The sequence below is a fragment of the Aquirufa ecclesiirivi genome, from assembly GCF_011250515.1.
In the GTDB taxonomy this organism is placed as follows: domain Bacteria; phylum Bacteroidota; class Bacteroidia; order Cytophagales; family Spirosomataceae; genus Aquirufa; species Aquirufa ecclesiirivi.
The window spans coordinates 18093-41055 of sequence record NZ_JAANOP010000006.1; the positions used below are offsets into that span (position 1 = coordinate 18093).

The 22963-nt window shown below is 39.6% G+C and carries 18 protein-coding genes; 12 read left to right on the forward strand and 6 right to left on the reverse strand.

The genetic code is table 11. The annotated features are described in order from the left end of the window. The first annotated feature begins 292 nt into the window (after positions 1–292). Positions 293–2665 (forward strand): heavy metal translocating P-type ATPase, encoded by a 2373-nt coding sequence (locus tag G9H65_RS09235; RefSeq protein WP_166375054.1) that lies wholly within the window; start codon positions 293–295, stop codon positions 2663–2665. Positions 2666–2834: 169 nt separating this feature from the next. Here G9H65_RS09235 and hflX read toward each other — a convergent pair whose 3' ends face one another. The 4 genes from hflX to atpA are packed head-to-tail and all read right to left on the reverse strand — an operon-like array spanning position 2835 to position 7473. After that, entirely contained in the window at positions 2835–4106 is a 1272-nt protein-coding gene (hflX, locus tag G9H65_RS09240) for a GTPase HflX (RefSeq protein WP_166375055.1), read from the reverse strand. A gap of 60 nt (positions 4107–4166) precedes the next feature. Continuing rightward, positions 4167–4991: a DUF2911 domain-containing protein gene (locus tag G9H65_RS09245; protein ID WP_166375056.1), complete on the reverse strand. Its 825-nt coding sequence runs from the start codon at positions 4989–4991 to the stop codon at positions 4167–4169. Positions 4992–4996: 5 nt separating this feature from the next. Continuing rightward, entirely contained in the window at positions 4997–5878 is an 882-nt protein-coding gene (gene atpG, locus G9H65_RS09250) for an ATP synthase F1 subunit gamma (protein WP_166375057.1), read from the reverse strand. A gap of 14 nt (positions 5879–5892) precedes the next feature. Continuing rightward, positions 5893–7473: a F0F1 ATP synthase subunit alpha gene (gene atpA, locus G9H65_RS09255; RefSeq protein WP_109323374.1), complete on the reverse strand. Its 1581-nt coding sequence runs from the start codon at positions 7471–7473 to the stop codon at positions 5893–5895. 240 nt (positions 7474–7713) lie between these two features. Between atpA and G9H65_RS09260 the strand changes: the two genes are divergently transcribed. The 9 genes from G9H65_RS09260 (at position 7714) to G9H65_RS09300 (ending at position 16682) form a co-directional block, all read left to right on the forward strand. Further along, positions 7714–8490 carry an FKBP-type peptidyl-prolyl cis-trans isomerase gene (locus G9H65_RS09260; RefSeq protein ID WP_166375058.1) on the forward strand — a complete coding sequence of 259 codons (777 nt, stop codon included), beginning with the start codon at positions 7714–7716 and terminating at the stop codon, positions 8488–8490. An 18-nt stretch (positions 8491–8508) separates the two neighbouring features. Then, positions 8509–10638 carry a carboxy terminal-processing peptidase gene (locus tag G9H65_RS09265; RefSeq protein WP_166375059.1) on the forward strand — a complete coding sequence of 710 codons (2130 nt, stop codon included), beginning with the start codon at positions 8509–8511 and terminating at the stop codon, positions 10636–10638. After that, the gene (locus G9H65_RS09270) at positions 10638–11438 is read left to right on the forward strand and encodes an inositol monophosphatase family protein (RefSeq protein ID WP_166375060.1); all 801 of its coding nucleotides are present in this window, start codon (positions 10638–10640) and stop codon (positions 11436–11438) included. The genes G9H65_RS09265 and G9H65_RS09270 overlap by 1 nt, the downstream gene beginning before the upstream one ends. Positions 11439–11445: 7 nt before the next feature. After that, a complete protein-coding gene (locus G9H65_RS09275) occupies positions 11446–11598 on the forward strand; it encodes a FeoB-associated Cys-rich membrane protein (protein ID WP_166375061.1) in 153 nt (50 codons plus the stop codon). A gap of 3 nt (positions 11599–11601) precedes the next feature. Next, positions 11602–13359: an ABC transporter ATP-binding protein gene (locus G9H65_RS09280; protein ID WP_166375062.1), complete on the forward strand. Its 1758-nt coding sequence runs from the start codon at positions 11602–11604 to the stop codon at positions 13357–13359. Between the two features lie 39 nt (positions 13360–13398). Beyond that, the gene (locus G9H65_RS09285) at positions 13399–14289 is read left to right on the forward strand and encodes an outer membrane protein assembly factor BamD (RefSeq protein ID WP_166375063.1); all 891 of its coding nucleotides are present in this window, start codon (positions 13399–13401) and stop codon (positions 14287–14289) included. 56 nt (positions 14290–14345) lie between these two features. After that, positions 14346–14663, forward strand: coding sequence for a DNA-directed RNA polymerase subunit omega (locus G9H65_RS09290; protein ID WP_109325079.1), 318 nt, complete (start codon positions 14346–14348; stop codon positions 14661–14663). A 24-nt stretch (positions 14664–14687) separates the two neighbouring features. Continuing rightward, the gene (gene porD, locus G9H65_RS09295; RefSeq protein WP_166375064.1) at positions 14688–15596 is read left to right on the forward strand and encodes a type IX secretion system protein PorD; all 909 of its coding nucleotides are present in this window, start codon (positions 14688–14690) and stop codon (positions 15594–15596) included. Positions 15597–15887: 291 nt separating this feature from the next. Then, positions 15888–16682: a Fic family protein gene (locus tag G9H65_RS09300; RefSeq protein WP_166375065.1), complete on the forward strand. Its 795-nt coding sequence runs from the start codon at positions 15888–15890 to the stop codon at positions 16680–16682. A 711-nt stretch (positions 16683–17393) separates the two neighbouring features. Here the strand turns inward: G9H65_RS09300 and tilS are convergent. After that, complete coding sequence (gene tilS / locus G9H65_RS09305) at positions 17394–18740, reverse strand: tRNA lysidine(34) synthetase TilS (protein WP_166375066.1); 1347 nt, start codon at positions 18738–18740, stop codon at positions 17394–17396. 52 nt (positions 18741–18792) lie between these two features. Here tilS and G9H65_RS09310 point away from each other — a divergent pair, with 52 nt between their 5' ends. After that, complete coding sequence (locus tag G9H65_RS09310) at positions 18793–20337, forward strand: OstA-like protein (protein WP_166375067.1); 1545 nt, start codon at positions 18793–18795, stop codon at positions 20335–20337. Positions 20338–20433: 96 nt separating this feature from the next. After that, on the forward strand, positions 20434–21039 hold the full coding sequence (locus tag G9H65_RS09315) for a T9SS type A sorting domain-containing protein (protein ID WP_166375068.1): 606 nt from the start codon (positions 20434–20436) through the stop codon (positions 21037–21039). A gap of 74 nt (positions 21040–21113) precedes the next feature. On the opposite strand, the gene htpG is transcribed toward G9H65_RS09315, so the two are convergent. After that, complete coding sequence (gene htpG / locus G9H65_RS09320; RefSeq protein ID WP_166375200.1) at positions 21114–22931, reverse strand: molecular chaperone HtpG; 1818 nt, start codon at positions 22929–22931, stop codon at positions 21114–21116. Positions 22932–22963: the final 32 nt, after the last annotated feature.

Consider the following 22963-nt stretch of genomic DNA (forward strand, 5'->3'; position numbering starts at 1 on the left):
CTGAGGTCAAAACCTCGTCTACCGCTTCGTTCATCACATTTCGCAGGGCTGCACGACGGTGTTTTCTATCAAAAAATCTACATGCTACATTTTACATGCTACATTGAAAGGTTAATTCCAAAGATTGTAAGGAGCCTAGATTTTATTAATCATTTTACCGCAAAATTCTTGCCTATATTTGAATGCATTATACCTGAAATTTGTTTTAATGTTTTATGAAAATTTCTACATTTCCTCTGCTAATCCCTAAACCCTAATATCTTTAATTCTACATTCTACATTCTACATTGTCATGAAACACACATACCCCATATCTGGAATGACTTGCCAAGGCTGCCGTAGCCACGTGGAGAAAGCACTCAACTCAGTCGAAGGAGCTGTGGCAACTGTCAACCTTGAAAAAGCAGAAGCGACCATCGAGATGGAACATCATATTTCCACTGAGATCTTTGAAAAGGCACTGCAAGCCAGTGGTGGTAATTACCACATTGGGCAAAGTCCGCAGCCCATGATGGCTAAATCTAAACCTGTCGCCATTCAAGGGGCTTTGTATTATTGCCCCATGCATTGTGAAGGAGATAAAACCTACGATAAACCCGGTTCTTGCCCTGTTTGTGGTATGGACTTAGTCGCACAAGCGGGAAGCACAGAGGATGAAAATAGTACTTATAACAAGCTGCTGTTCAAACTAAAAATTGCCATTGCTTTCACCTTACCCATTTTCATCATTTCCATGACGGACATGATTCCTGGGAATCCTTTGTTCCAATGGGCTTCCATGACCACTTGGAATTGGGTGGAATTGGTCCTATCTATTCCAGTCGTCTTTTATGCCACTTGGATGTTCTTTGAACGTGCTTGGCAATCCTTGATGAGTCGACATTTTAACATGTTTACGCTGATTGGTATAGGAGCGGGTGCGGCCTGGTTATTTTCGGTAATTGCCCTGTTTTTTCCTTCCATTTTTCCACATCAATTCCATTCCCACCATGGAACAGTCTATGTGTATTTTGAAGCGGCTACCGTGATTTTAACTTTGGTACTTTTGGGGCAAGTCTTGGAAGCTCGAGCCCATGGAAAGACCAATGCAGCCATTCGTGAATTATTGAAATTGGTGCCCAATGAAGCCACTTTATTGCGTGATGGTAAAGAAATAATTGTGCCCATTGATCAAATACAAAAACTTGATTTAATTCGGGTAAAACCGGGGGAGAAGATTCCGGTCGACGGGCATATTCAGGAAGGACATGCCTCCATCGATGAATCCATGATTTCGGGGGAGCCAATACCGGTCGATAAGCAAGTGGGGGATATGGTACGGGCTGGTTCTATTAATGGGAATACCAGTTTTATCCTGCAAACGGATAAGGTGGGGGCTGAGACTTTATTGGCACAAATCATCGATTTGGTGCATCAGGCAAGTAGTTCCAAAGCACCTATCCAAAAAATGGCGGATACTATTTCTTCTTATTTTGTGCCTGCTGTGGTACTTTCTTCACTGCTTACTTTTATAGCTTGGGCTCTGTTGGCCGATGAAAATGCCTATACTTTTGCCTTTGTCAATGCCATTGCGGTCTTGATTATCGCTTGTCCTTGTGCGCTGGGACTGGCCACACCGATGTCGGTCATGGTTGGAGTAGGGAAGGGGGCTCAAAACGGTATTTTAATAAAGAATGCGGAGGCTTTGGAGAAATTGGCAGAGGTGAATGTGGTGATTATCGATAAGACAGGTACGGTGACAGAAGGGAAACCTTCCTTGGAGAAAATGTTGGTCAGTTCGGAAGAGATTATTGAAAAAGATGTTTGGCAAAAAATCCTTTCCTTGAATATTTTGAGCGAGCATCCATTGGCCAAAGCTAGTGTGGTTTTTGCCAAGAATTTAGGGATTAGTCCTGTTCAAGTAAACCAATTCGAAGCTATTTTGGGCAAAGGAGTTTTGGGGCAAATAGCAGGAAAGACCTATGCCATTGGTAATCAAAAACTGATGGAAGAGCGAGGTATCAATATACCTGTAGATTTGTTTAAGCAAGTGTTGGCGGAGCAAAAACAGGGCAAAACGATTTCCTATTTTGCAGATGAAAAAGAGGCACAAGTAGCTTTGGTGATAAGTGATAAAATCAAAGAATCGAGTCAACAAGCCATCCAAGACTTACAGGCGGAAGGTTTGCAAGTCATTATGCTAACGGGCGACAATCAAGAAACAGCAGATTTAGTAGGGAAGAAATTAGGTTTAGATGCTTGGAAAGCTCAGATGTTGCCTCAATCTAAACTGGATGAAATAGTACGTTTACAGACTGAAGGCAAAAAGGTAGCCATGGCAGGAGATGGAATCAATGACGCCCCGGCTTTATCTCAGGCAGATATTGGCATAGCTATGGGTACAGGCACCGACGTTGCCATAGAAAGTGCCGAAATAACCTTAATCAAGGGAGATTTACGGGATATTGCCAAAGCCAGAAAACTTAGCCAAATGGTCATCCGAAACATCAAAGAAAACTTATTCTTTGCCTTAGGTTACAATGTATTAGGTATCCCCATTGCCGCCGGAGTGCTTTACCCATTCTTTGGCACACTTTTATCCCCCATGCTCGCCGCACTTGCCATGAGCTTCAGTTCCGTATCAGTGATTTCGAATTCCTTGAGGTTGAGGGGGAAGGTGTTGTAATGTAGAATGTAGAATTAGGAATGTAGAATTTTATTGTACTTATGAATTAATTAGAAGATAAAAATTTAAGAATTTGATAATTTTCAATATCTATTATTCCCAATTCTACATTCCCAATTCTACATTCCCAATTCTACATTCCCAATTCTTCATTCTCCATTCCCACAACTTACTCTGGCACATACTCATCACTATGCCCCATCAAGTGATTACCGCTTAGCCAGTTCGGAAAGATTTGGTAGTGCTTATCTTTGATTAGGTTCATGACGGTTTCACGCAATTCGTTCAAATTGCTCTTTTGCTCGGCCGAGATAAAGACGGTTTTAGGTTGATTGGTTTGCCAGTGGGTTTGTTTCAAGAACTGAGTCACGCGATCCATCTTGCTCAATTCAGGTTCTCCATCCTCATTCAAGGCTGCGCCTTCAAAGAACACGTCTTCCACAGGGAATAAATCAATCTTGTTAAATACTAGGATGGTTGGCTTATCGCCCGCGCCCATTTCATTCAAAATCCCTTGAACAATCTCAATTTGTTCCTCAAAATTCGGATGGGAAATGTCAACGACGTGTAAAAGTATATCGGCCTCTCTCACCTCATCCAAAGTAGATTTAAAGGATTCAATCAGCAGGGTAGGGAGTTTACGAATAAAGCCTACGGTGTCTGTCAAAAGGAAAGGAATACCTTCCCAGCTTACTTTACGAACAGTAGAGTCTACTGTAGCAAATAATTTATTCTCAGCAAAGACATCAGCCTTAGCCAATTTTTGCATCAAAGTAGATTTACCTACGTTGGTATACCCCACCAAAGACACGCGCACCATGCGGTCGCGGTTCTTACGCTGAGTATAGGTTTGTCGGTCTATAGCCTCTAACTTTTCTTTCAAAAAGGCAATGCGGTCATTGGCAATACGACGGTCAGTTTCTAATTCCTTTTCACCTGGACCACGCATACCCACACCACCTCGTTGCTTGGAAAGGTGAGACCACATGCGGGTCAAACGAGGCAACATGTATTGGTACTGCGCCAATTCCACCTGGGTTTTAGCCTGTACCGTTTTAGCTCTTTGAGCAAATATGTTCAAGATCAACAAACTACGGTCCAAAACTTTCATTTCTTTACCGCACAATGATATCTCGTATTCAATGTTCCTAACCTGTGAGGGCGACAAATCATCGTCAAAGATGATCATATCCACATCTTTGTCAATCACATACCGAATTACATCATCCAATTTACCTTTACCCACATAGGTGCGGTTATCTGGCTTGGCTAGTTTTTGAGTAAAACTTTGCAAAGTCAAAACCCCTGAGGTAGAGGCCAAAAAAGCTAGCTCGGCCAGATACTCGGCCGTTTGCTGTGCATTTTGTTTTTGAGTAGTCACAGCCACTAAGACGGCGGTTTCTTGCTCTTTATCAGTACTATATCCCTTTTCTTCTCCCATATATAAGCTAAAAAAAGCCTTCCCGTTAAGAAAGGCTTTTTCAAATTAAGCAATTCTATTTTATAAGCCCTTAATTAATTTCTCATTAAGTGCTACGTAATCATCATTTTTAGCAGCTTTCGCCAATTCAATGGATTTCAAAGCCGTTGCTTTGGCACCCGTTTTATCTCCCATTTTCGCTTGAATCTTCGCTTTTAAATGGAATACCCAAAAAGCTGTAGGATTAGAATCCGTTGCTTTTGAAACCCATTCCAAAGCCTTGTTTAAATCACGTCCCGTCTCAAAATAGTAGGAAGCAGACTCAAAATAGGGTTTAGTATCAGCACTCATCACTTTTTCAATGGAAGCAGCAATCTTAGCATCAATCTCTGTTTCTACCGGAATAGACACGAAAGTCTTTTCCCAAGATATTTGTATGAACATCTTATTAGCAGCAACTAGTTCAAATTGGTATGCCAAAGATTCCACAGGATATTGCAAAGTAGCTGTTGGTACAGATACGGTCAATACATTTTCCTCCGGGTGGTAATTGAAAACTCCGTCTGTTCCTTTATTTAAGATAATTTCCCAAGATTTCTCCGTAGGATTAATCATCAATTGGTAAGAACCAGCTTTCAAGCTTTTGCCCATGATTTTAACATCTTCACCAAAAGTGATTTTGGTAGGAGCATTGGCACCCGCTCTCCATAATTTGCCGAAAGGAACAATATCACCAAAAATCTTACGGCCACGTAGGGCAGGACGAGAATAAGTGATCTCTACAGATGAAAGAGAAAACTCTTGTTTGATGGTTTGTGTCGGACTTGGAGTCGGAGTTTTGAATGATTGCGCTTGGGCATTCATTCCTAAAACTGACAAAACCAGAAGCAATATGATCTTTTTCATAGGATTTAAGCAGATAAGGCCTCAGCTCCACCTACGATCTCAAGGATCTCGTTGGTAATTGCGGCTTGACGTGAACGGTTATATTCTAATTTCAATGCTTTAATCAATTCACCGGCATTGTCTGTCGCCTTATCCATGGCTGTCATACGAGCACCATGCTCAGAAGCATTGGACTCTAATAAAGCACGGAAAATGGACAATTTGATGGATTTTGGAATCAATTCATTGATGATTTCTGCCTCAGATGGTTCAAAAATATAATCCACTGCTGAAGGTTTTACATCACCTGTATTGCTTTCTTGCAAAGGCAATAATTGCTCCGTGCGAATGATTTGAGTCGCTACGTTTTTGAATTCGTTGAAAACGATTTCTACGACGTCGTATTGTTTTTCAGCAAAGCCATTCAATACTTCTTCTCCTATCAAACGCGCATTGCCAAAATTCAATTTGGTATAAATATCTTGGTAATCAGCGTTCAGCTTGTAGCCTCTACGACCTAAATATTCACCCCCTTTTTTACCTAATGGCATCACGGTTACTTGACCCGCTTGGTTCAAAGCCGCGTATTTTTGTTGAATTAAAGCAATGGTTGCTTTACCAATGTTCGCATTAAAAGCACCACACAAACCACGGTCAGATGTTACCACCAAAATTAATACGTTTTTGATTTCACGTACTTCAGTGAATGGATTCTCTTTTCCTGCATCCGTACGTCCTGATACTGTCGCAATCATTTCTGATAACTTCTTAGAATAAGGGCGCATTTGGACAATGGCATCAGTGGCACGACGCAACTTCGCTGCCGAAACCATTTTCATGGCCTTGGTGATTTGTTGCGTCGAATTAACTGAAACAATTCTATTTCTTACTTCTTTTAAGGAAGCCATACGATTCTAATTTTTTAAACTGCGTATTTAGCTGCTACTTCATTTCCTACACGCTTCAGTGTAGCTGTCAAGGTATCATCAAATTTACCTGCTCCTAAAGCATCCAATGTTGCTTTTTCAGTGGCACGTAATACTTGGATGAAATCTTTTTCAAATTCACGTACTTTCTCTACGGGTACCTTATCCAAGTTACCTGTTGTAGCCAAGTAAATCATAGCTACTTGATCTTCTACGCGTTGTGGAGAGAATTGAGGTTGTTTCAACATCTCTAAGTTACGACGACCACGGTCGATCGTTAATTTGGTAGAAGCATCCAAATCAGATCCGAACTTAGCAAAAGCTTCCAATTCACGGAATTGAGCTTGATCTAATTTCAAGGTACCTGCTACTTTCTTCATTGACTTAATCTGTGCGTTACCACCTACACGAGATACCGAAATACCTACGTTGATCGCTGGACGAATACCGGCGTTGAATAAGTTAGACTCTAAGAAAATCTGACCGTCCGTAATCGAAATTACGTTGGTAGGGATATAAGCAGAAACGTCACCCGCTTGTGTTTCAATGATCGGAAGAGCAGTTAAACTACCACCACCTTTAACCAAATGCTTAATTGAATCTGGTAAATCATTCATCGACTGAGCAATAGCATCCGAAGCATTTACTTTAGCTGCACGCTCCAATAAACGAGAGTGAAGGTAGAAAACGTCACCAGGATATGCTTCACGTCCTGGTGGGCGACGAAGTAATAAGGACACTTCACGGTAGGCTACAGCTTGCTTAGAAAGGTCATCATAAACAACCAAAGCAGCACGACCAGTATCACGGAAGAATTCACCAATCGCTGCACCTGTAAATGGAGCGTAGAATTGCATGGGAGCTGGATCTGCCGCACTCGCCGAAACGATTACGGTATACTCCATAGCACCTGCTTTACGCAATGTTTGCTCTACTTGTTTGATGGTAGATGCTTTCTGACCGATGGCTACATAAATACAAAAAACAGGCTCCCCTTTATCGTAAAATTCTTTTTGATTAATAATCGTATCAATACAAACAGCTGTTTTTCCTGTTTGACGGTCACCAATAACTAACTCACGCTGACCACGTCCTACTGGGATCATAGCATCGATCGCTTTGATACCTGTTTGAAGAGGTTCTGTTACGGGTTGACGGAAAATTACCCCTGGTGCTTTACGCTCCAATGGCATTTCGTATAAATCTCCCGTGATAGGACCATTTCCGTCGATAGGCTCACCTAAGGTGTTTACTACACGACCTAAAATGCCATCACCCACTTTAACCGAAGCAATTAACTTGGTTCTCTTTACGGTATCGCCCTCTTTCACCAAGGTGGATTCGCCTAATAATACGGCTCCCACATTGTCTTCTTCTAGGTTCAATGCCAAGGCTTTCAATCCGTTTTCAAAAACGATCAACTCACCTGCTTGTACATTGGATAACCCGTAAATACGAGCTACACCATCACCCACTTGGAGTACGGTACCTACTTCTTCTAATTCTGCTTGGGTCTTAGCCTGAGATAATTGCTCCCTAAGGATGGCTGAAACTTCGTCTGGTCTTACTGATGCCATGTTAAAATGGAGTTTTCTGGGATGTTAAATACTTATTTTGAACTAAATTTTCGGGTGCAAAATTAGTTATGAAATTTCAATATTCCCATAACTATTGCAAAAAATGTATGAATTCATAAGACTTTTTTTAGATACATGCCGTTAGGTCAATAGAGGCTCTGTTAAATGCCGTTAAAATAATTGAGAAAGAGCCATTTTTCTGTATCTTAGAGGCTTTGTTTGACTATATTAATAAAATCTATGAAATTTCCATTGACACGATTAACGACTATTCTTACACTATCTGTACTATCTTTTTCCACTTTTGCTCAGACAAAACCTGCCGCTAAAACTAAAGTAGCCGCTAAACCTGCTGCTTCAGATCCTAAAGCGAAAGCCGCTCCTCATGCTGGTGCTCATTTTGCTAGTACGCTGGATTCTGTTTCTTATGCCGTAGGTGTTTTGGTCGCTCAAAATTTCAAATCTCAAAATGTTGTCTTGAAACCTGAAACCGTTGCCAAAGGTTTTGCTGCAGCCACACAAGGTAGCACTTTAAGCCTCAGCGAACAAGATTGCCAAAAAATAGTGAATAACTTCATGATGCGTAATCAGGAAAGACAAATGGCGGAAGGAGCCAAGCAGTTTTTGCCTAATAAAGAGGCTGGCGAAAAGTTTTTAGCCGAAAACAAAAAGAAAGCTGGTGTGTTAGTTACACTGAGCGGTTTACAATATGAAATCATCAAAGCAGGGGATGGTCTTAAGCCAACCTCTTCTGACAAGGTTAAAACCCATTATCATGGAACTCTGATTGACGGTACCGTGTTTGATTCTTCTGTGGACCGTGGAGAGCCAATCTCTTTCCCAGTTACAGGTGTAATCCCAGGTTGGGTAGAGGCTTTACAGATGATGCCAGTAGGTTCTAAATGGAAATTGTACATTCCTCAAGAACTAGCCTATGGCATCCGCGGCGGTGGAGCAGCCATTAAACCTTATTCTGCCTTGATTTTTGAAGTTGAATTGATTGCCATCGAAAAATAACAAAACGTATTCAGGTATATGAAAAAGATACTGCCTATTTTAATCCCATTGTCACTTTTAGTGGTTTTGTTTTTACACGGCAAAAACCAAACTACTTTTCCTTCTACCAAATCCGTGGTGTATCAGGAAGGTGATTTACAACCCACCGATACTCAGCGCAAGGTGGAGCGATTGGTCTTTGGTATCTTGAGTAATTACCATTACCGTAAAATTCCGGTGAACGACTCGCTGTCGTCCAAAATCTACGATGCCTATTTGAAAGAGTTAGATCCCAATAAAGTTTTTTTCTTAGCTTCTGATGTGGAGGAATTGGAGAAATACAGGTTAACCATCGACAATCAATTGAACGATGGTGATTTGACTTCGGCTTTTGCTATTTATAATCGTTACCAGCAACGCATGAAAGAGCGTTATGCCTACATCGATCAAATCTTGCAAAAAATACCAGATTTTACGGTCGAAGAGACCTATCAACCAGGCAGAGAAAAAGCTCAATATGCGGCATCTAAAGAAGAGCTAAACGACTTTTGGCGTAAAGACGTGAAAAGACAATTGCTGGATTGGAGAATATCTGGAAAAGCGGACACCACAGCATTACGTGAGTTAAAAGATCGTTACAAGCGTTCCGAAAAATACATGGCACGTACTCGATCAGAAGATGTGTTTCAGGTTTTCATGAATGCCTACACTGAAAGTATTGACCCGCACACTTCTTATATGATTCCTCGTACGGCTCAAGCTTTCAATACCGATATGGCGCAGAGCTTTGAGGGAATTGGAGCTACACTTCGTTTGGAAGGAGATTATGTGACCATTCAGGATTTGATTCCAGGCGGTCCCGCATTTAGAAGTAAGCAAATCAATCCCAAAGACCGCATTATCGGTGTGGCTCAAGGAGATGATGGTACTTATGTGGATGTGATAGGCTGGTTCACTGATGACGCCGTCAAGCTGATTCGTGGACCTAAAAGCACCGTGGTTCGTTTGAAATTATTGCCAGCAGGAGCTGGTGCAGGTTCTCCAGGTACGGAAGTTCGTTTGGTTCGTGAGAAAATTAAGTTGGAAGAACAAACAGCCAAAAAAGAGATTTTAACCTACAACCAAGGAGATAAGAAAATTAAATTAGGTTTAATCACCATTCCCATGTTTTACCGCGATTTTGAAGGGGCGCGCAAAAGAGAATCGGATTTCAAATCTACTTCAGCTGATGTGAAGAAATTCTTAACGGAGTTTAAAACAGAAGGTGTCGATGGATTAATCATTGACCTAAGAAATAATGGAGGTGGTTCATTGATTGAAGCAGTGGATTTAACGGGTTTATTCATTCCAAAAGGCCCTGTGGTGCAAAGAAAACAATCCGATGGCAAGATTACTCAGGAAGTAGACAAAGATCCAGAGCAATTCTACGATGGCCCTATGGCGGTATTGATTAATCGTTTCTCGGCTTCAGCTTCGGAGATTTTTGCAGCGGCTATTCAAGATTATAAGCGCGGCATTATTGTAGGAGAACAATCCTACGGTAAAGGCACGGTGCAGTCGGTGGTGGACTTGGATAATTACATGAACAACGAGAAAGAGCCTGTAGGTCAATTGAAAATTACCTTGGAGAAATTCTATCGTATCAATGGTAGCTCCACACAGCATAAAGGAGTAAGTCCAGATTTTGCACTACCTTCCGCATTTTCTGCCGAGGAGTTCGGAGAAAGCTCACAGCCTAGTGCTTTGCCTTGGGATATGATTCCAGCGACCAATTATCAAATCACATCCAACATCAATCCAGGGTTAATCAATAAGATGCAATCTAGCTTCCAAGCACGTTTGAAATCGAAACCTGATTTAATCAAGTTGAAAGATGATTTTGAACGTTGGAAAAAGATTAAGGAATTGAATTCTATTTCCTTGCAAATCGACAAGCGTAAGAAGGAGTTGGATGAGCAAAAGAAAAAGCCAGATGAGTCGCAAGCGGTCATGGATAACATTGCAAGTTCTGCAGCAGAAACACCAGATGGTGATAAGGATAAAAAAGCATCAACGGCGGATAAGCATGCAAAAGATGTCTATTTAAAGGAAACGCAACAATTATTGGCAGACTGGGTCTTAGGTCCACTACCCACTAAAGTAGCGTCTAAGCCTTCGGCAAAGAAATAATGGCTGATTTAGAGAAAATATTAGATCAATCTTTACCTCTGGTTCGAGAAGTTGGCCAATGGATACAATCCATGGTGAATCAGATTGCCATTGAACACATTCAATACAAAGGCAAAAACGATTTAGTTTCTTTTGTGGATCAGACGGCTGAAGTCCGTTTGAAAGAAGGACTTGCATCCATTTTTCCTGAGGCAGGTTTTATTGCTGAGGAATCAGCATCCGATTTTTCAGAAGTAGGAGATGGTTATTATTGGGTAATAGATCCTTTGGACGGAACGACTAATTTCTTGCATCAATTACCTATTTATGCAGTTTCCGTTGGTTTGATTTATCAGAAACAACCCGTCTTAGGTATGATTTATGAGCCCAATCGGGATGAATTATTTTATGCGGTAAAAGGAGCTGGGGCACATTTGAATGGTTTACCTATTCGGGTTTCTTCGCAGCCTACATTAGAAAAGAGTTTGTTAGCAACGGGTTTTCCTTACCATGATTTCTCTTACCAAGACAAATATTTAACACTCTTGAAGGAACTCATGCAAAAAAGTCATGGTTTACGAAGAATGGGCGCTGCCGCCATTGATTTAGCTTATACTGCTTGTGGTAGATTTGAAGGTTTTTTTGAAGCTAATCTAAAACCTTGGGATGTAGCAGCAGGTAAAATCATCATTGAAGAAGCAGGAGGGAAGGTGACTAACTTCTCAGGTGGTTCGGATGTGATTTTTACGGGTCAAATTATTGGAGCAGGGGCTATTTTTGAAGAATTTTTAGGAACTTTACAAACGCATTGGGAAAACTAATATGCTTATGGAAAAGATCATTATCAGTCTCGTATTTGTTGGAGCAGTAGTTTATTTAGGGAGAATGGTCTATCGGATGTTTTTTTCCAAACAAGTGGGTTGTGCCAAAGGTTGCGGAACTTGTTCGGCAATGCCCACGGAAACCAACAATCCCGTTTAAGCTTTGAAAGAGACGTCCAGCGGTAAAATAGTCGACTTACACATCATTCGCAGAATTTATGGGTTTATACAGCCATATAAATTCCGTTTTTGGTTATTGGTATTTTTGATTCTTTGCATGGCAGGTGTTTCTCCTGTAGTCCCCTTACTCATTCGTTATACCCTTGATCATGATGTGGATATAACTCATATACAAGATCTCTTGCGTATGTTTTTCATTATGCTTGGGGTATTATTTTTGCAAACAGGTTTACAATTTTCTACTAGTTATTTAGCAGGTTATTTAGGTCAAACAGTAATCCGAGACATTCGAGTTACCTTATACCAAAAAATCATTAACCTACGATTGGCCTTCTTTGATGCCACACCCATTGGTCGCTTGGTCACTAGGACCGTTTCTGATATAGAAACCTTGAACGATGTTTTTTCAGAGGGTTTAGCTTCCATTGCGGGGGATTTATTGCAGTTGTTTTTGATCGTGGGCGTCATGTTTTATACCGATTGGCGGTTGACCTTGATCATTTTAGCTACGGTACCCTTCATGGTTTTATCGACCTACATTTTCAAAGAACACATCAAAAAATCCTTCAATGAGGTTCGTTTGGCAGTAGCCAATCTGAATTCCTTTGTGCAAGAGCATATTTCTGGAATGATGATTGTGCAATTGTTTCATGCCGAAAAAAGAGAATTAGTCAAGTTTCAAGAAATCAATAAGGATCATCGTGATGCCAATATCAAGAGTATTTGGGCTTATTCGGTGTATTTTCCTGTGGCTGATGTGATTGCTGCTGTGGGTACGGGTTTGGTGGTGTGGATGGCTTCGACTTACATTTTGAAAGAACAACAAAGTGTGGGGACATTGACGGCTTTCATCATGTTCATCAACTTGTTCTTTAGGCCTATTAGAATGTTGGCCGACCGTTTCAATACCTTGCAAATGGGGATTGTTTCTACGGAAAGGATTTTGACACTCTTGGATTCAACGGATTATATTCAAAATAATGGGACACATTTGGCCGACAAATTGGAAGGAAATGTGGAATTTAAAGACGTGACTTTTGCCTATAATGAGCCAGAATGGGTGGTTCGAAATGTGAGTTTTGAGGTGGAGGCAGGTAAAACCTTGGCCATTGTAGGGGCAACAGGGGCAGGTAAATCTTCCATCATTGGTTTATTAAGTAGAATGTACGATTGTCAATCTGGAAATATACTGATTGATGGTATTGCTTTGACCGATTATGAAATAGGAAGTTTAAGAAAAAATATTGCGGTAGTATTGCAGGATGTGTTTTTGTTCAGTTCTACAATTGCATATAACATTAATTTAGGAGATGAATCCATCAGTCAAGAAAAGATGGAGGAGGCCGCCAAAGCCGTTGGGGTGCATGATTTCATTATGTCCTTGCCGGGAGGCTATCAGTATCAAGTTATGGAAAGAGGGGCAACCTTGAGTGTAGGTCAGCGACAATTGATTTCCTTTGTAAGGGCATTGGTACATGATCCTAAGATTATCATTTTGGATGAGGCTACTTCTTCGGTGGATACTGAAACAGAATTGATGATTCAAGAGGCCATCGCCACTTTAATGAAGGGGCGTACTGCTGTGGTGATTGCTCACCGATTATCGACGATTCGTCATGCACACCAGATATTAGTGATGGACAAAGGATTGATTAAGGAACGAGGAAATCACGATAATTTGATTAAAAAAGACGGTTTATACGCTCAATTATACCATTTGCAATTTAGTAAAGCAGTTTAATTCGGACGTACGCACAATTATGATTATCTTTGCGCTCTTATGAAATTGAAAAATTTAGTACTGATTCTTTTTGTAGCCGTAATTGGCTTAAGTTCTTGTGGGAAATTTGAGAAATTCCGTAAGAGTGCTAGTGTGCCGCTCAAATACAAGGCTGCGGTAGATTATTATAAAAAGAAGGATTTTGCCAAGGCTGGGATACTTTTTGATGAGATTCTACCTTTGTTAAAAGGTGATTCTACTCAAGAATTAGCCACTTTTTACCAAGCTTATTGTGATTTCAATACAGGTAATTATACCTTAGCCAATTCGCATTTTAAGAAATTTGCGGAAGTATTTTCTCGCAGTGAATATGCGGAAGAAGCGATATACATGTCGGCATTTGCTTTGTACAAAGACTCTCCTAATTACAATTTGGATCAAACAGGGACTTTGTCGGCTATCAACGAGATTCAGAGTTATTTAAATAATTACCCAGATACCAAGTTTAAGGAAGAGTGCAGTAATATCATTCGGGAATTGCGTAAGAAATTAGAACGTAAAGCTTATGAAAAAGCGCGTTTGTACTATAAGACATCGCCTTTCAATATTGCTACCTTGAAATCTTCCGTAATTGAAATTACCAATTTTCAGCGTGATTTCCCTGATTCAGATTACAACGAAGAAATGGCATATTTGAAGGTCTTATCACAATTTGAGTTGGCGAATAGCACCATTGAGATAAAACAAAAAGAACGTTATACAGATGCTTCCAAGTTTTATTTGGAGCTAGTAGATAAATATCCAAACAGCAATTATTTGAAATTAGCTGAGAAGATGTACACGAAAAGTGTTGAAGAGGTAGCTCGTATTACTAGATTGGAAGACGAGTATAAGGCAGCTGTGGAAAAGGAGAAGGCGAAAACCTCCAAATTGGCCACCAGTCCTCAATAGTTTTTACCAAAAATTTAGTCTAAATTTGCAATCTTAAATTTATAGAGATGTCTAAGATCCAAACAAACCCATCGATCATCACCCGTGATGTTGATAAAATTGCCGAAAAGACGGGAAATGTGTACGAATCAATTTCCATTATTTCGCAAAGAGCGCGTCAAATCTCTAGTAAGATGAAGGAAGAATTATCGGGTAAACTTTCTGAGTTTGCATCTTCAGTAGATAATTTAGAAGAGATATTTGAGAACCGCGAGCAAATTGAAATTTCCAAATATTACGAGCGTATGCCTAAGCCTTCGGCTTTAGCTATCGACGACTTTATGGCAGATAAAGTTGATTTTCGTATCCGTGAAGAAGGTACAGACGAAAAATAATTTTATTTCGTTTGATTTCTAACCATGAAATCTACTCCCTTTTTTCTGAGCTTAATCTTGTTGCTAACTTCCTGGGGACTTTGTGCCCAGGAGTTACAAGCAACAGTGACCATCAATACCGAGCAATTACAGCTCGATCAGCAGCGCGGAAGCAATCAAATCTATCCAGAATTACAAAGAACGATGCAAGACTTCCTGAATGGAAGACGCTGGTCCAATGATAATTTTGCTCCTGAAGAAAAAATCAAAGTTAATATCAATTTACTTTTGACTAAAGCCACCTCGCAGGGCGACTTTGAGGCCAATGCTCGATTACAAGTATTGCGACCAGTATTTGGGACATCCTATGAAACGATAGTTTTGAACATCATTGATAAAAACTTCAATTTCAAGTATTTACTGGGCATGCCCCTGACTTATAACGACAATTCTTTTATTGATAATTTGAGTGCCATGTTGGCTTATTATGCCTATTTAGCTTGTGCTTATCAATATGATTCCTTTGGTAAAATGGGAGGGGATGTGTTCACTCAGAAGTTATTTAACTTGACCAATTTGGCTCAAACTTCTGGCACTGGTTGGGGCGTAGTGAATGATGTTCGCAGTCGGGTTGCCATCTCGGAAAGCTTAATGAATCAGCAATTGCAGGGTATCCGAGAAGTAAATTATACGTATCACCGATTATTATTGGATACTTATAAAGATCAGCCAGATGAAACCCGAAAAGGAATCTTAGAGTTGTTGAATCAAATTCGTCAAATCAATCAAATTCGTCCAGGTGCGGCTAACATTCGTATTTTCTTTGATGCCAAGGCTGATGAAATCTTCTCCATCATGGATGAAGCTAGTCCTAGCGAGCGCCAGCAAGCTTTTGCTTACCTCAGTTTATTGGACCCTATCCGCACAGAGACGTATAGGAAGTTAATTAGATAGATATTCGTGATTTTGTTGGGGTAGATTTATCTTGACAGCTTTGTTGTGACAGGGTTTATTGGAGCAGGGCTTGTTGGGAGAGATTTGTTGGGAGAGATTTATTTGCGCAGGATTGTTTGGAGAGATTTGTCAAATCTTCAAGATTTGACAAATCTAAGCGGAACGCAGATCATTTTCAATCTAGAGAATCTAATCCGTAATTTTTATCAAGTACCTTATTTAAGGTTGAACATTTACTTATTTTGTTGGTTACATGGCATAGATTGTTTTGTACTTAAATATTACACTCTAATGGAACTACTGCCTGTTGAAAAGATTCAAATTAATGCGCGTAAAATCGCCGAAATAGATAGCGTAGTAAAATCTATTTATCGTTTAATTATTTATAGCCGTTACCATTTAGATGATGATTTATTGGATATATATGTGACAGGCGTCAATGATTTGAAAGAACAATTAAGCATTAAAAATGCTCAAATGGAAGCTCAAAATGAGGAGGAAGCAATAGAGTACGTCAAGAATTTGAAAGTTTCACTTGATTTCGTCATCTCTGAAATAGTGTTTCATCAAAATTTAAGCAAGGAGATTCAATTGTTCCAATTACTCCGCCTAGTCTCTCCGGAAACAAATGCTTTGCATCCTAATCGTTATCGACATACCATGGTACAAATTGGTGCACATATTTGTCCCGACCCAATGATGGTGCCAAGTTTGGTAGCTGAGCTTTTTTATCGAATTCAACACATTTCTAACCCCATCATTCGAGCAATTTACTTCCATCATGAGTTAATTCGTATTCATCCATTTGCGGATGGTAATGGAAGAGTTACTCGAATTGCTAAAAATTGGATGCTCATGTATGAATTATATCCCCCTATTTTTATTAATGATGCTCCACAAAAAAAGGATTACATATCTACCTTAGCCAACAGTTTTAGAGAGTTAGAGAAATCACCCAACCAATGGAATCGTTATACCGAATTGTTTTTTGAACAAGAATTAGACCGACTTTTAATCAATTCTAATTTACTTTATGAAAGTATTAATTTGAAAGGGTTATCTAGGGAATGTCAAGGTGTAATTTAATGCAATTAAATTAAGAAATCCTTTTTAAGTGGCTGAGGTTCTCGAACCCACAATGCTCAATTATTCAGGTGGCTGAGGCTCTCGAAGCCACGATGCTCATTTACTCTGGTGACTGAGGCTCTCGAACCCACGATGCTCATTTACTCTGGTGACTGAGGCTCTCGAAGCCACAATGCCCATTTACTCTGGTGGCTGAGGCTCTCGAAGCCACAAAGATTGCTGAGTGACATCAGAAATAAATTATATCCACAGGTAAGTTGGCTTCGAGAGCCTCAGCCAACTCTATTTCTAGGGGAAATTCACCCATGTGCCATATTGCTCTTAACAGGTTAAAGCGAATTTTAATCTTAAATATTATCTAATGAATTCGTTCAATTGTTACCTTAAAATTTGATGTATCAACGATATAATTGCAATACGTGTTGCAAAAACTCTCGAACCCACAATGCCCATTCACTTTGGTGGCTGAGGCTCTCGAAGCCACCACATGAGGCTCTCAAAGCCACAATGCTCAATTATTCAGGTGGCTGAGGTTCTCGAAACCACGATGCTCATTTACTCAGGTGGCTGAGGTTCTCGAACCCACGATGCCCATTCACTTTGGTGGCTGAGGTTCTCGAAGCCACCACATGAGGTTCTCAAAGCCACAATGCTCAATTATTCAGGTGGCTGAGGTTCTCGAAGCCACCATATGAGGTTCTCGAAGCCACTCTATGAAGCCACATGCTTATTTTCTAAAGTCAAAATGCACAGCCCCTCCGTCTTATCTGTCACCTTGTTGCGGTTATCAATCCGATGCCCCATCACCCAAACCACAGAACCTTTACTCAAGACCAATTGAACATTTTTCTTCAAATTCAACGGCACTTTTTTATCGGTTAAAAAATCAGAAATTAATTTCTTTTGATTCATACCCAAAGGACAAAACCAATCTCCTTCCTGGTATTTTCTGATTTCTAGTGGGAAATGCAAGGTCTCTGCATCTAAACAGGCCACGTGGGAACCTGTAGGAGGAGTGAATCCTTTTTCATTTTCTCCAAAATCAATGTGCAAAATCTGATGTCCTAAATCTACTTCCTCTGCTTCCTCATCCACTAGGATAGGTTTAAATTCAGATTGATCCTTTGGACTAATTACCCATTGTTGCCGATCAATATTCAAGATATGACTAGGTGATTCAAAAATTTTACCAATTTGTAGATCACCAGCTGCTAAAATATGCCCCATGGCATCTGCCGTAAAATGATAAGCCAATAAAAGCTGCTGGCGCATCACTATCTCTTTCTCAACTAAACTCTGTTCACTTAATTGTATAAATAGGTTTCCTTGTGCGTCAGATTTACAACGTTCTTGTTTCCATATTTGAAATTCAGCTTGCATCCATTTTTCAATGGAAGCGATGTTGGCACTACTTTGAGCCACACTTTGCTCAAAATGGGGGTTTAATTCGATGAACTTTGGAATAATCTCATGCCGAATAAAATTCCTTTGATATTTCGTAGAAACATTAGAAGAATCTTCTCGCCAAGCCAATTTGTGACTAACTACAAAATCAAATATTTGCTCCTGATTTGCAAAAGCCATCGGGCGAATGATGTACCCATTTTTAACAGGTATCCCATGAAAGCCAGCTAGACCACTCCCTCTACTCAAATTCATTAATACAGTTTCTGCACTATCCATCTGATGATGTGCAGTAGCTATAAAATCATAGCCCTCCCTTTGTCGAATCTCCTCAAACCAATCATATCTCAATATTCTGGCAGCCATCTGTGTAGAAAGTTTCTCTTTCTCAGCAAAAGCTTTTGTATCAAAACAAATAGTATAGTAAGGAACTTTTAAGGTCTTGGCCATTTTTTTGACAAATACCTCATCCGCCAACGATTCTTCACCCCGCAAACTGAAGTTGACATGCGCTATCCCAAAATTAAATTTGGCCAACGAAAATAGTTTGGACATGATCATGGAGTCTATCCCGCCACTGACAGCCAACAATATTTTTTGATCGGCTTGGAATAAATTCTCTTTTCGGACAAATTGGATGAAATCTTCCAGCATAAAAATGGTAAATTGCGTGATAAAGCCACGAAATTAACGATTCGCTTTCAAGATGCGCTATAAATCGCCTATTTTCCTATTTATTCTACTTCTTTTACCTGTCTTAGCTTGGAGCCAAAGTCAAGTTCAAGTCATTTACGCGGATAGCCTTAACGGTATACAAGTAGAATCTTCCATAATTAAAAAATTGATTGGGAAGGTGGTTCTTAGACAAGGTACAACGACCCTAACTTGTGATCAAGCCATTCTTAACAGTACCACCAATAATGTAGAGGCATACGGTCACGTGAAAATTATCCAAGCAGATACGGTGACCATCACAGGTGATTCAGCCTTGTATAATGGTGACCTCCGACAAGCCTATATGTTGGGACGCGTGAAATTAGATGACCATACCATTATTCTGAATACCAATAAGTTGGATTATGACATGAATACCAAAATGGCCGTCTATCATACTGGAGCCAGAATTTTGGATAAGAAAACCACGCTTACCAGTAAAGAAGGGTTTTATAATACGGTGACCAAAAACTTTTTGTTCAAAGAAAAAGTACGTGTGCTTGATAAAGAGGGTGGAGCCCTTAAAGCAGATTCCTTGCGCTATAATACAGCTTCCAAAGAGGCTTTTTTCATTTGTCCAACGGAAATTATCAATAAGAAAGATACCGTTTACACCAAATCTGGCTTTTATAATACGCAAACCAAAGTCTCCAATTTTACAGGCCGATCAACGGCCAAAATGGAAGATTATACCTTAACAGCAGATACATTGTTTTACGATAGCCCTACCAAGATTGGCGTGGCCAAGGGTAATGTAGAATTTTTAAGCCAGAAGGATAAAGTTGTTTTAACGGGTAAGAATGGACGATACAACGGTAAAACAGGAATTACTCGAGTCTATGGAAATGCGTTGATGCGAAACATCATGGAAAAGGATACCTTGTATTTAACAGCCGATACCCTGGTTTCTTTTGATAATAAACAAGATTCTGTGCGCAAGTTATATGCCTACAAGCATGTGCTGATTTATAAGTCGGATTTATCCGGTCGATGCGACTCCTTGGGATATGATATGCGAGATTCCGTGATACATTTTTATCAAAAGCCCATTATTTGGACCAATGATTCCCAATCTACCGCTGATTCAATATCCTTATTTATGGTGAATCAAAAGCTCAAGGAAATGCGCCTACGCGGTCATTCTTTTGTGATTTCAGCAGATTCTGCTTCACATTTTAATCAGATTAAAGGTCGAAAGGTCTGGGTCTTCTTCAAGGACGATTCTAAACTTCGACGAGTCAATGTGGAAGGTAATGGTGAAAGTATTTATTATGTCATGGACGACAAAAAAGTAACCACAGGTTTGAACCGTGTGGAGTGCAGCCGTATGAACCTGTTTTTTGATGAAAATAAAGTCAAGCGTATTACGTTTATCACCAAGCCAGAAGCGAAGTTTGTTCCACCTAAAGAATGGAATGAAGATTTACAAGTTTTAGACGGCTATCGATGGCGAATCAATGAAAAGGTTACCTATAAAAAGTTAATGGAGGCGGTGAATGCACCGGAATTGTCCATTCCAATTGTTAAAAATCCTTAAAATTGGGCCTTTGGTCATTCAAAATGTACCATTTGACCTATTTCCATTTTTCTAACACAATAACTGTCTTATTTTTGTTTCACCTTTGTTGAAATAATGAACCGTTTTTTACCTCTATTGATTTCTTGTGTACTTTTTTTACTCTTCGTAGAGAGTTCATGGAATGTTAGTGCTCAAGGTGAAAGTAAATCTCGCTCTCGTTTAGAAATGAAATCAAAGCCATATCCGGTTAGATTACCTATTTTATTAGCTAAGAGAAGTTTCAAGATTAATCCCCAGTTACAAACCAATTTAAATATTCAGGAGAATACCTACATCAGTCAGTTTTTGAAAAATACCTACGCTCAAGCTAGCACAACCAAGTCTGCTGAACCGATGGGTATGGATCGTAAAGTTTATGAAGAGACAGGGACCAATGATAACTATTTGTTCCAGTCGGACCGCCTAGTAGTTTCCAATTTATACCCCAATCCGGCCAGTGATTATGCCGACATTGATTTTCAAATGCTGACATCTAACCAAGAGGTGAAAATTGTGATGTACAACATTTTAGGTCAAGAAATCAAGGAGTTGATTTTAGATAAAGATCAACGAAATGCGCGTATTTCCTTACGCGACTTCAATAGTGGGATGTATATGTATCAACTGATGATTGATGGTCGATCCATTGTTACCAAGAAGTTGATTGTCAGAAAGCAATAAATTCAATTTGAAATTCGTTCGTTTAAACAACGTCGGCAAGGTTTCAAACCTTGACGACGTTGTTCAGAACATAATTAAAATCCACTCACCGTTCTCTTAATGAAAGCTGTTAAATCAGCTCCCGTAAGTAGATTTTGAGATAATAAGGCTAAATCAGCAATTTGCTTCGCTAAATTTTTCTTTTCATCTTCAGAAGGTAAATCGATCAATTTATTGATCAGTGGGTGGTTGGCATTGATGGTTATTTGATAGGTCATTGGCATATTACCAAACATACCCATTCCTCCGCCACCAGTTTTTGACATATCACTCATACGACGCATAAATTCGTTTTGCGTTACGATAGCAGGTAATTCCTCGGGCGACATGGCTTCTACCACAACTTGTTTTTGCTTGTCATTTAACGTTTCTTCGAAAATAGCTTTCACCGCGGTCTTTTGATCATCCGTCAAAATAGCCTCTAGTTGAATACCTGTATCAATCAATTTATCAATGGAATCCGCATCCACGCGTTTCCATTGCGTCTTTTCTATTTTTGATTCCATTTGATTGATAAAGTGAGCATCAATCATCGAATCCATTTTTAATACGGAGTAACCTTTTTGTATGGCAGATTGAATAAAGGCATCTTGTTGCTGTACGTCTGTCGTATATAAATAGACTTTTTGTCCATCTTTATCCGTTTGTAAAGCTTGTACTTCCTCAGCATATTCATCTAGTGTATAGAGCTTGTTGGTAGTCGTTTCTACTAAACAAAAATCTTTTGCCTTCTCAAAGAATTTTTCATCGGAAATCATACCATATTTGATGAATAGGCCAATATTGGCAAATTTTTCCTCGAATCCTGGTCGATCAGATTTGAATAATTCTTGCAATTTATCCGCTACTTTTTTGGTGATGTAGCTATTGATTTTCTTGACATTCGAGTCCGCTTGTAAGAAACTGCGTGATACGTTCAATGGAATATCAGGTGAATCAATAACCCCATGTAAGAGCATTAAAAACTCCGGAACAATGTCTTTGACTTCGTCGGTAATGAAAACCTGGCGACTGTACAACTGGATTTTTTCTCTTTGTAATTGGAATTCATTTTTTACTTTTGGGAAGTACAGAATACCTGTCAAATTAAATGGATAATCCACATTTAAGTGTATCCAAAACAAGGGTTTCTCTTGGAATGGATATAATTCCTCATAAAAAGAGAGGTAGTCTTCGTCGGTTAATTCGGAAGGCGATTTAGTCCAAAGTGGAGAAGGATTGTTGATGATTTTATCTTGAAATTCAATCGGGATTGGCAAGAATTTACCATATTTTTCCAAGATGCTTTTTAAACGGAATTCGTCTAAAAACTCTTCCGAATCTTCTGCAATGTGCATGATAATGTCGGTACCTCTTTCTGCTTTTTCCGCTGAATTGATGGTATATTCAGTTGATCCATCGCAAATCCATTGAGCAGCTTCTGCGCCTTCTTGGAAAGATTTTGAGATGATTTCTACTTCAGATGCAACCATAAATGCAGAATAGAAACCTAATCCAAAATGGCCAATAATGCCTTTGTCATCCCCTTTGTCTTTGTATTTTTCGACAAATTCTGTGGCTCCAGAGAAGGCAATTTGATTGATGTATTTTTTTATTTCCTCAGCCGTCATACCAATACCATTATCTGAAATGGTGATGGTTTTGGCTTCTTTGTCAAAACTTACTTTGACTTTCAATTCTCCTAATTCGCCATTGAATTCACCAATGGAGCTTAATCTCTTAATTTTCTGACTAGCATCTACGGCATTGGAGACTAATTCACGAAGAAAAATTTCGTGATCCGAATAAAGGAATTTTTTGATGATCGGAAAAATGTTCTCGGTGTGAATGGAGATATTACCTGATTCTTTCATAATGTTCATGAGGAGTGATTAAAAATCTTTAA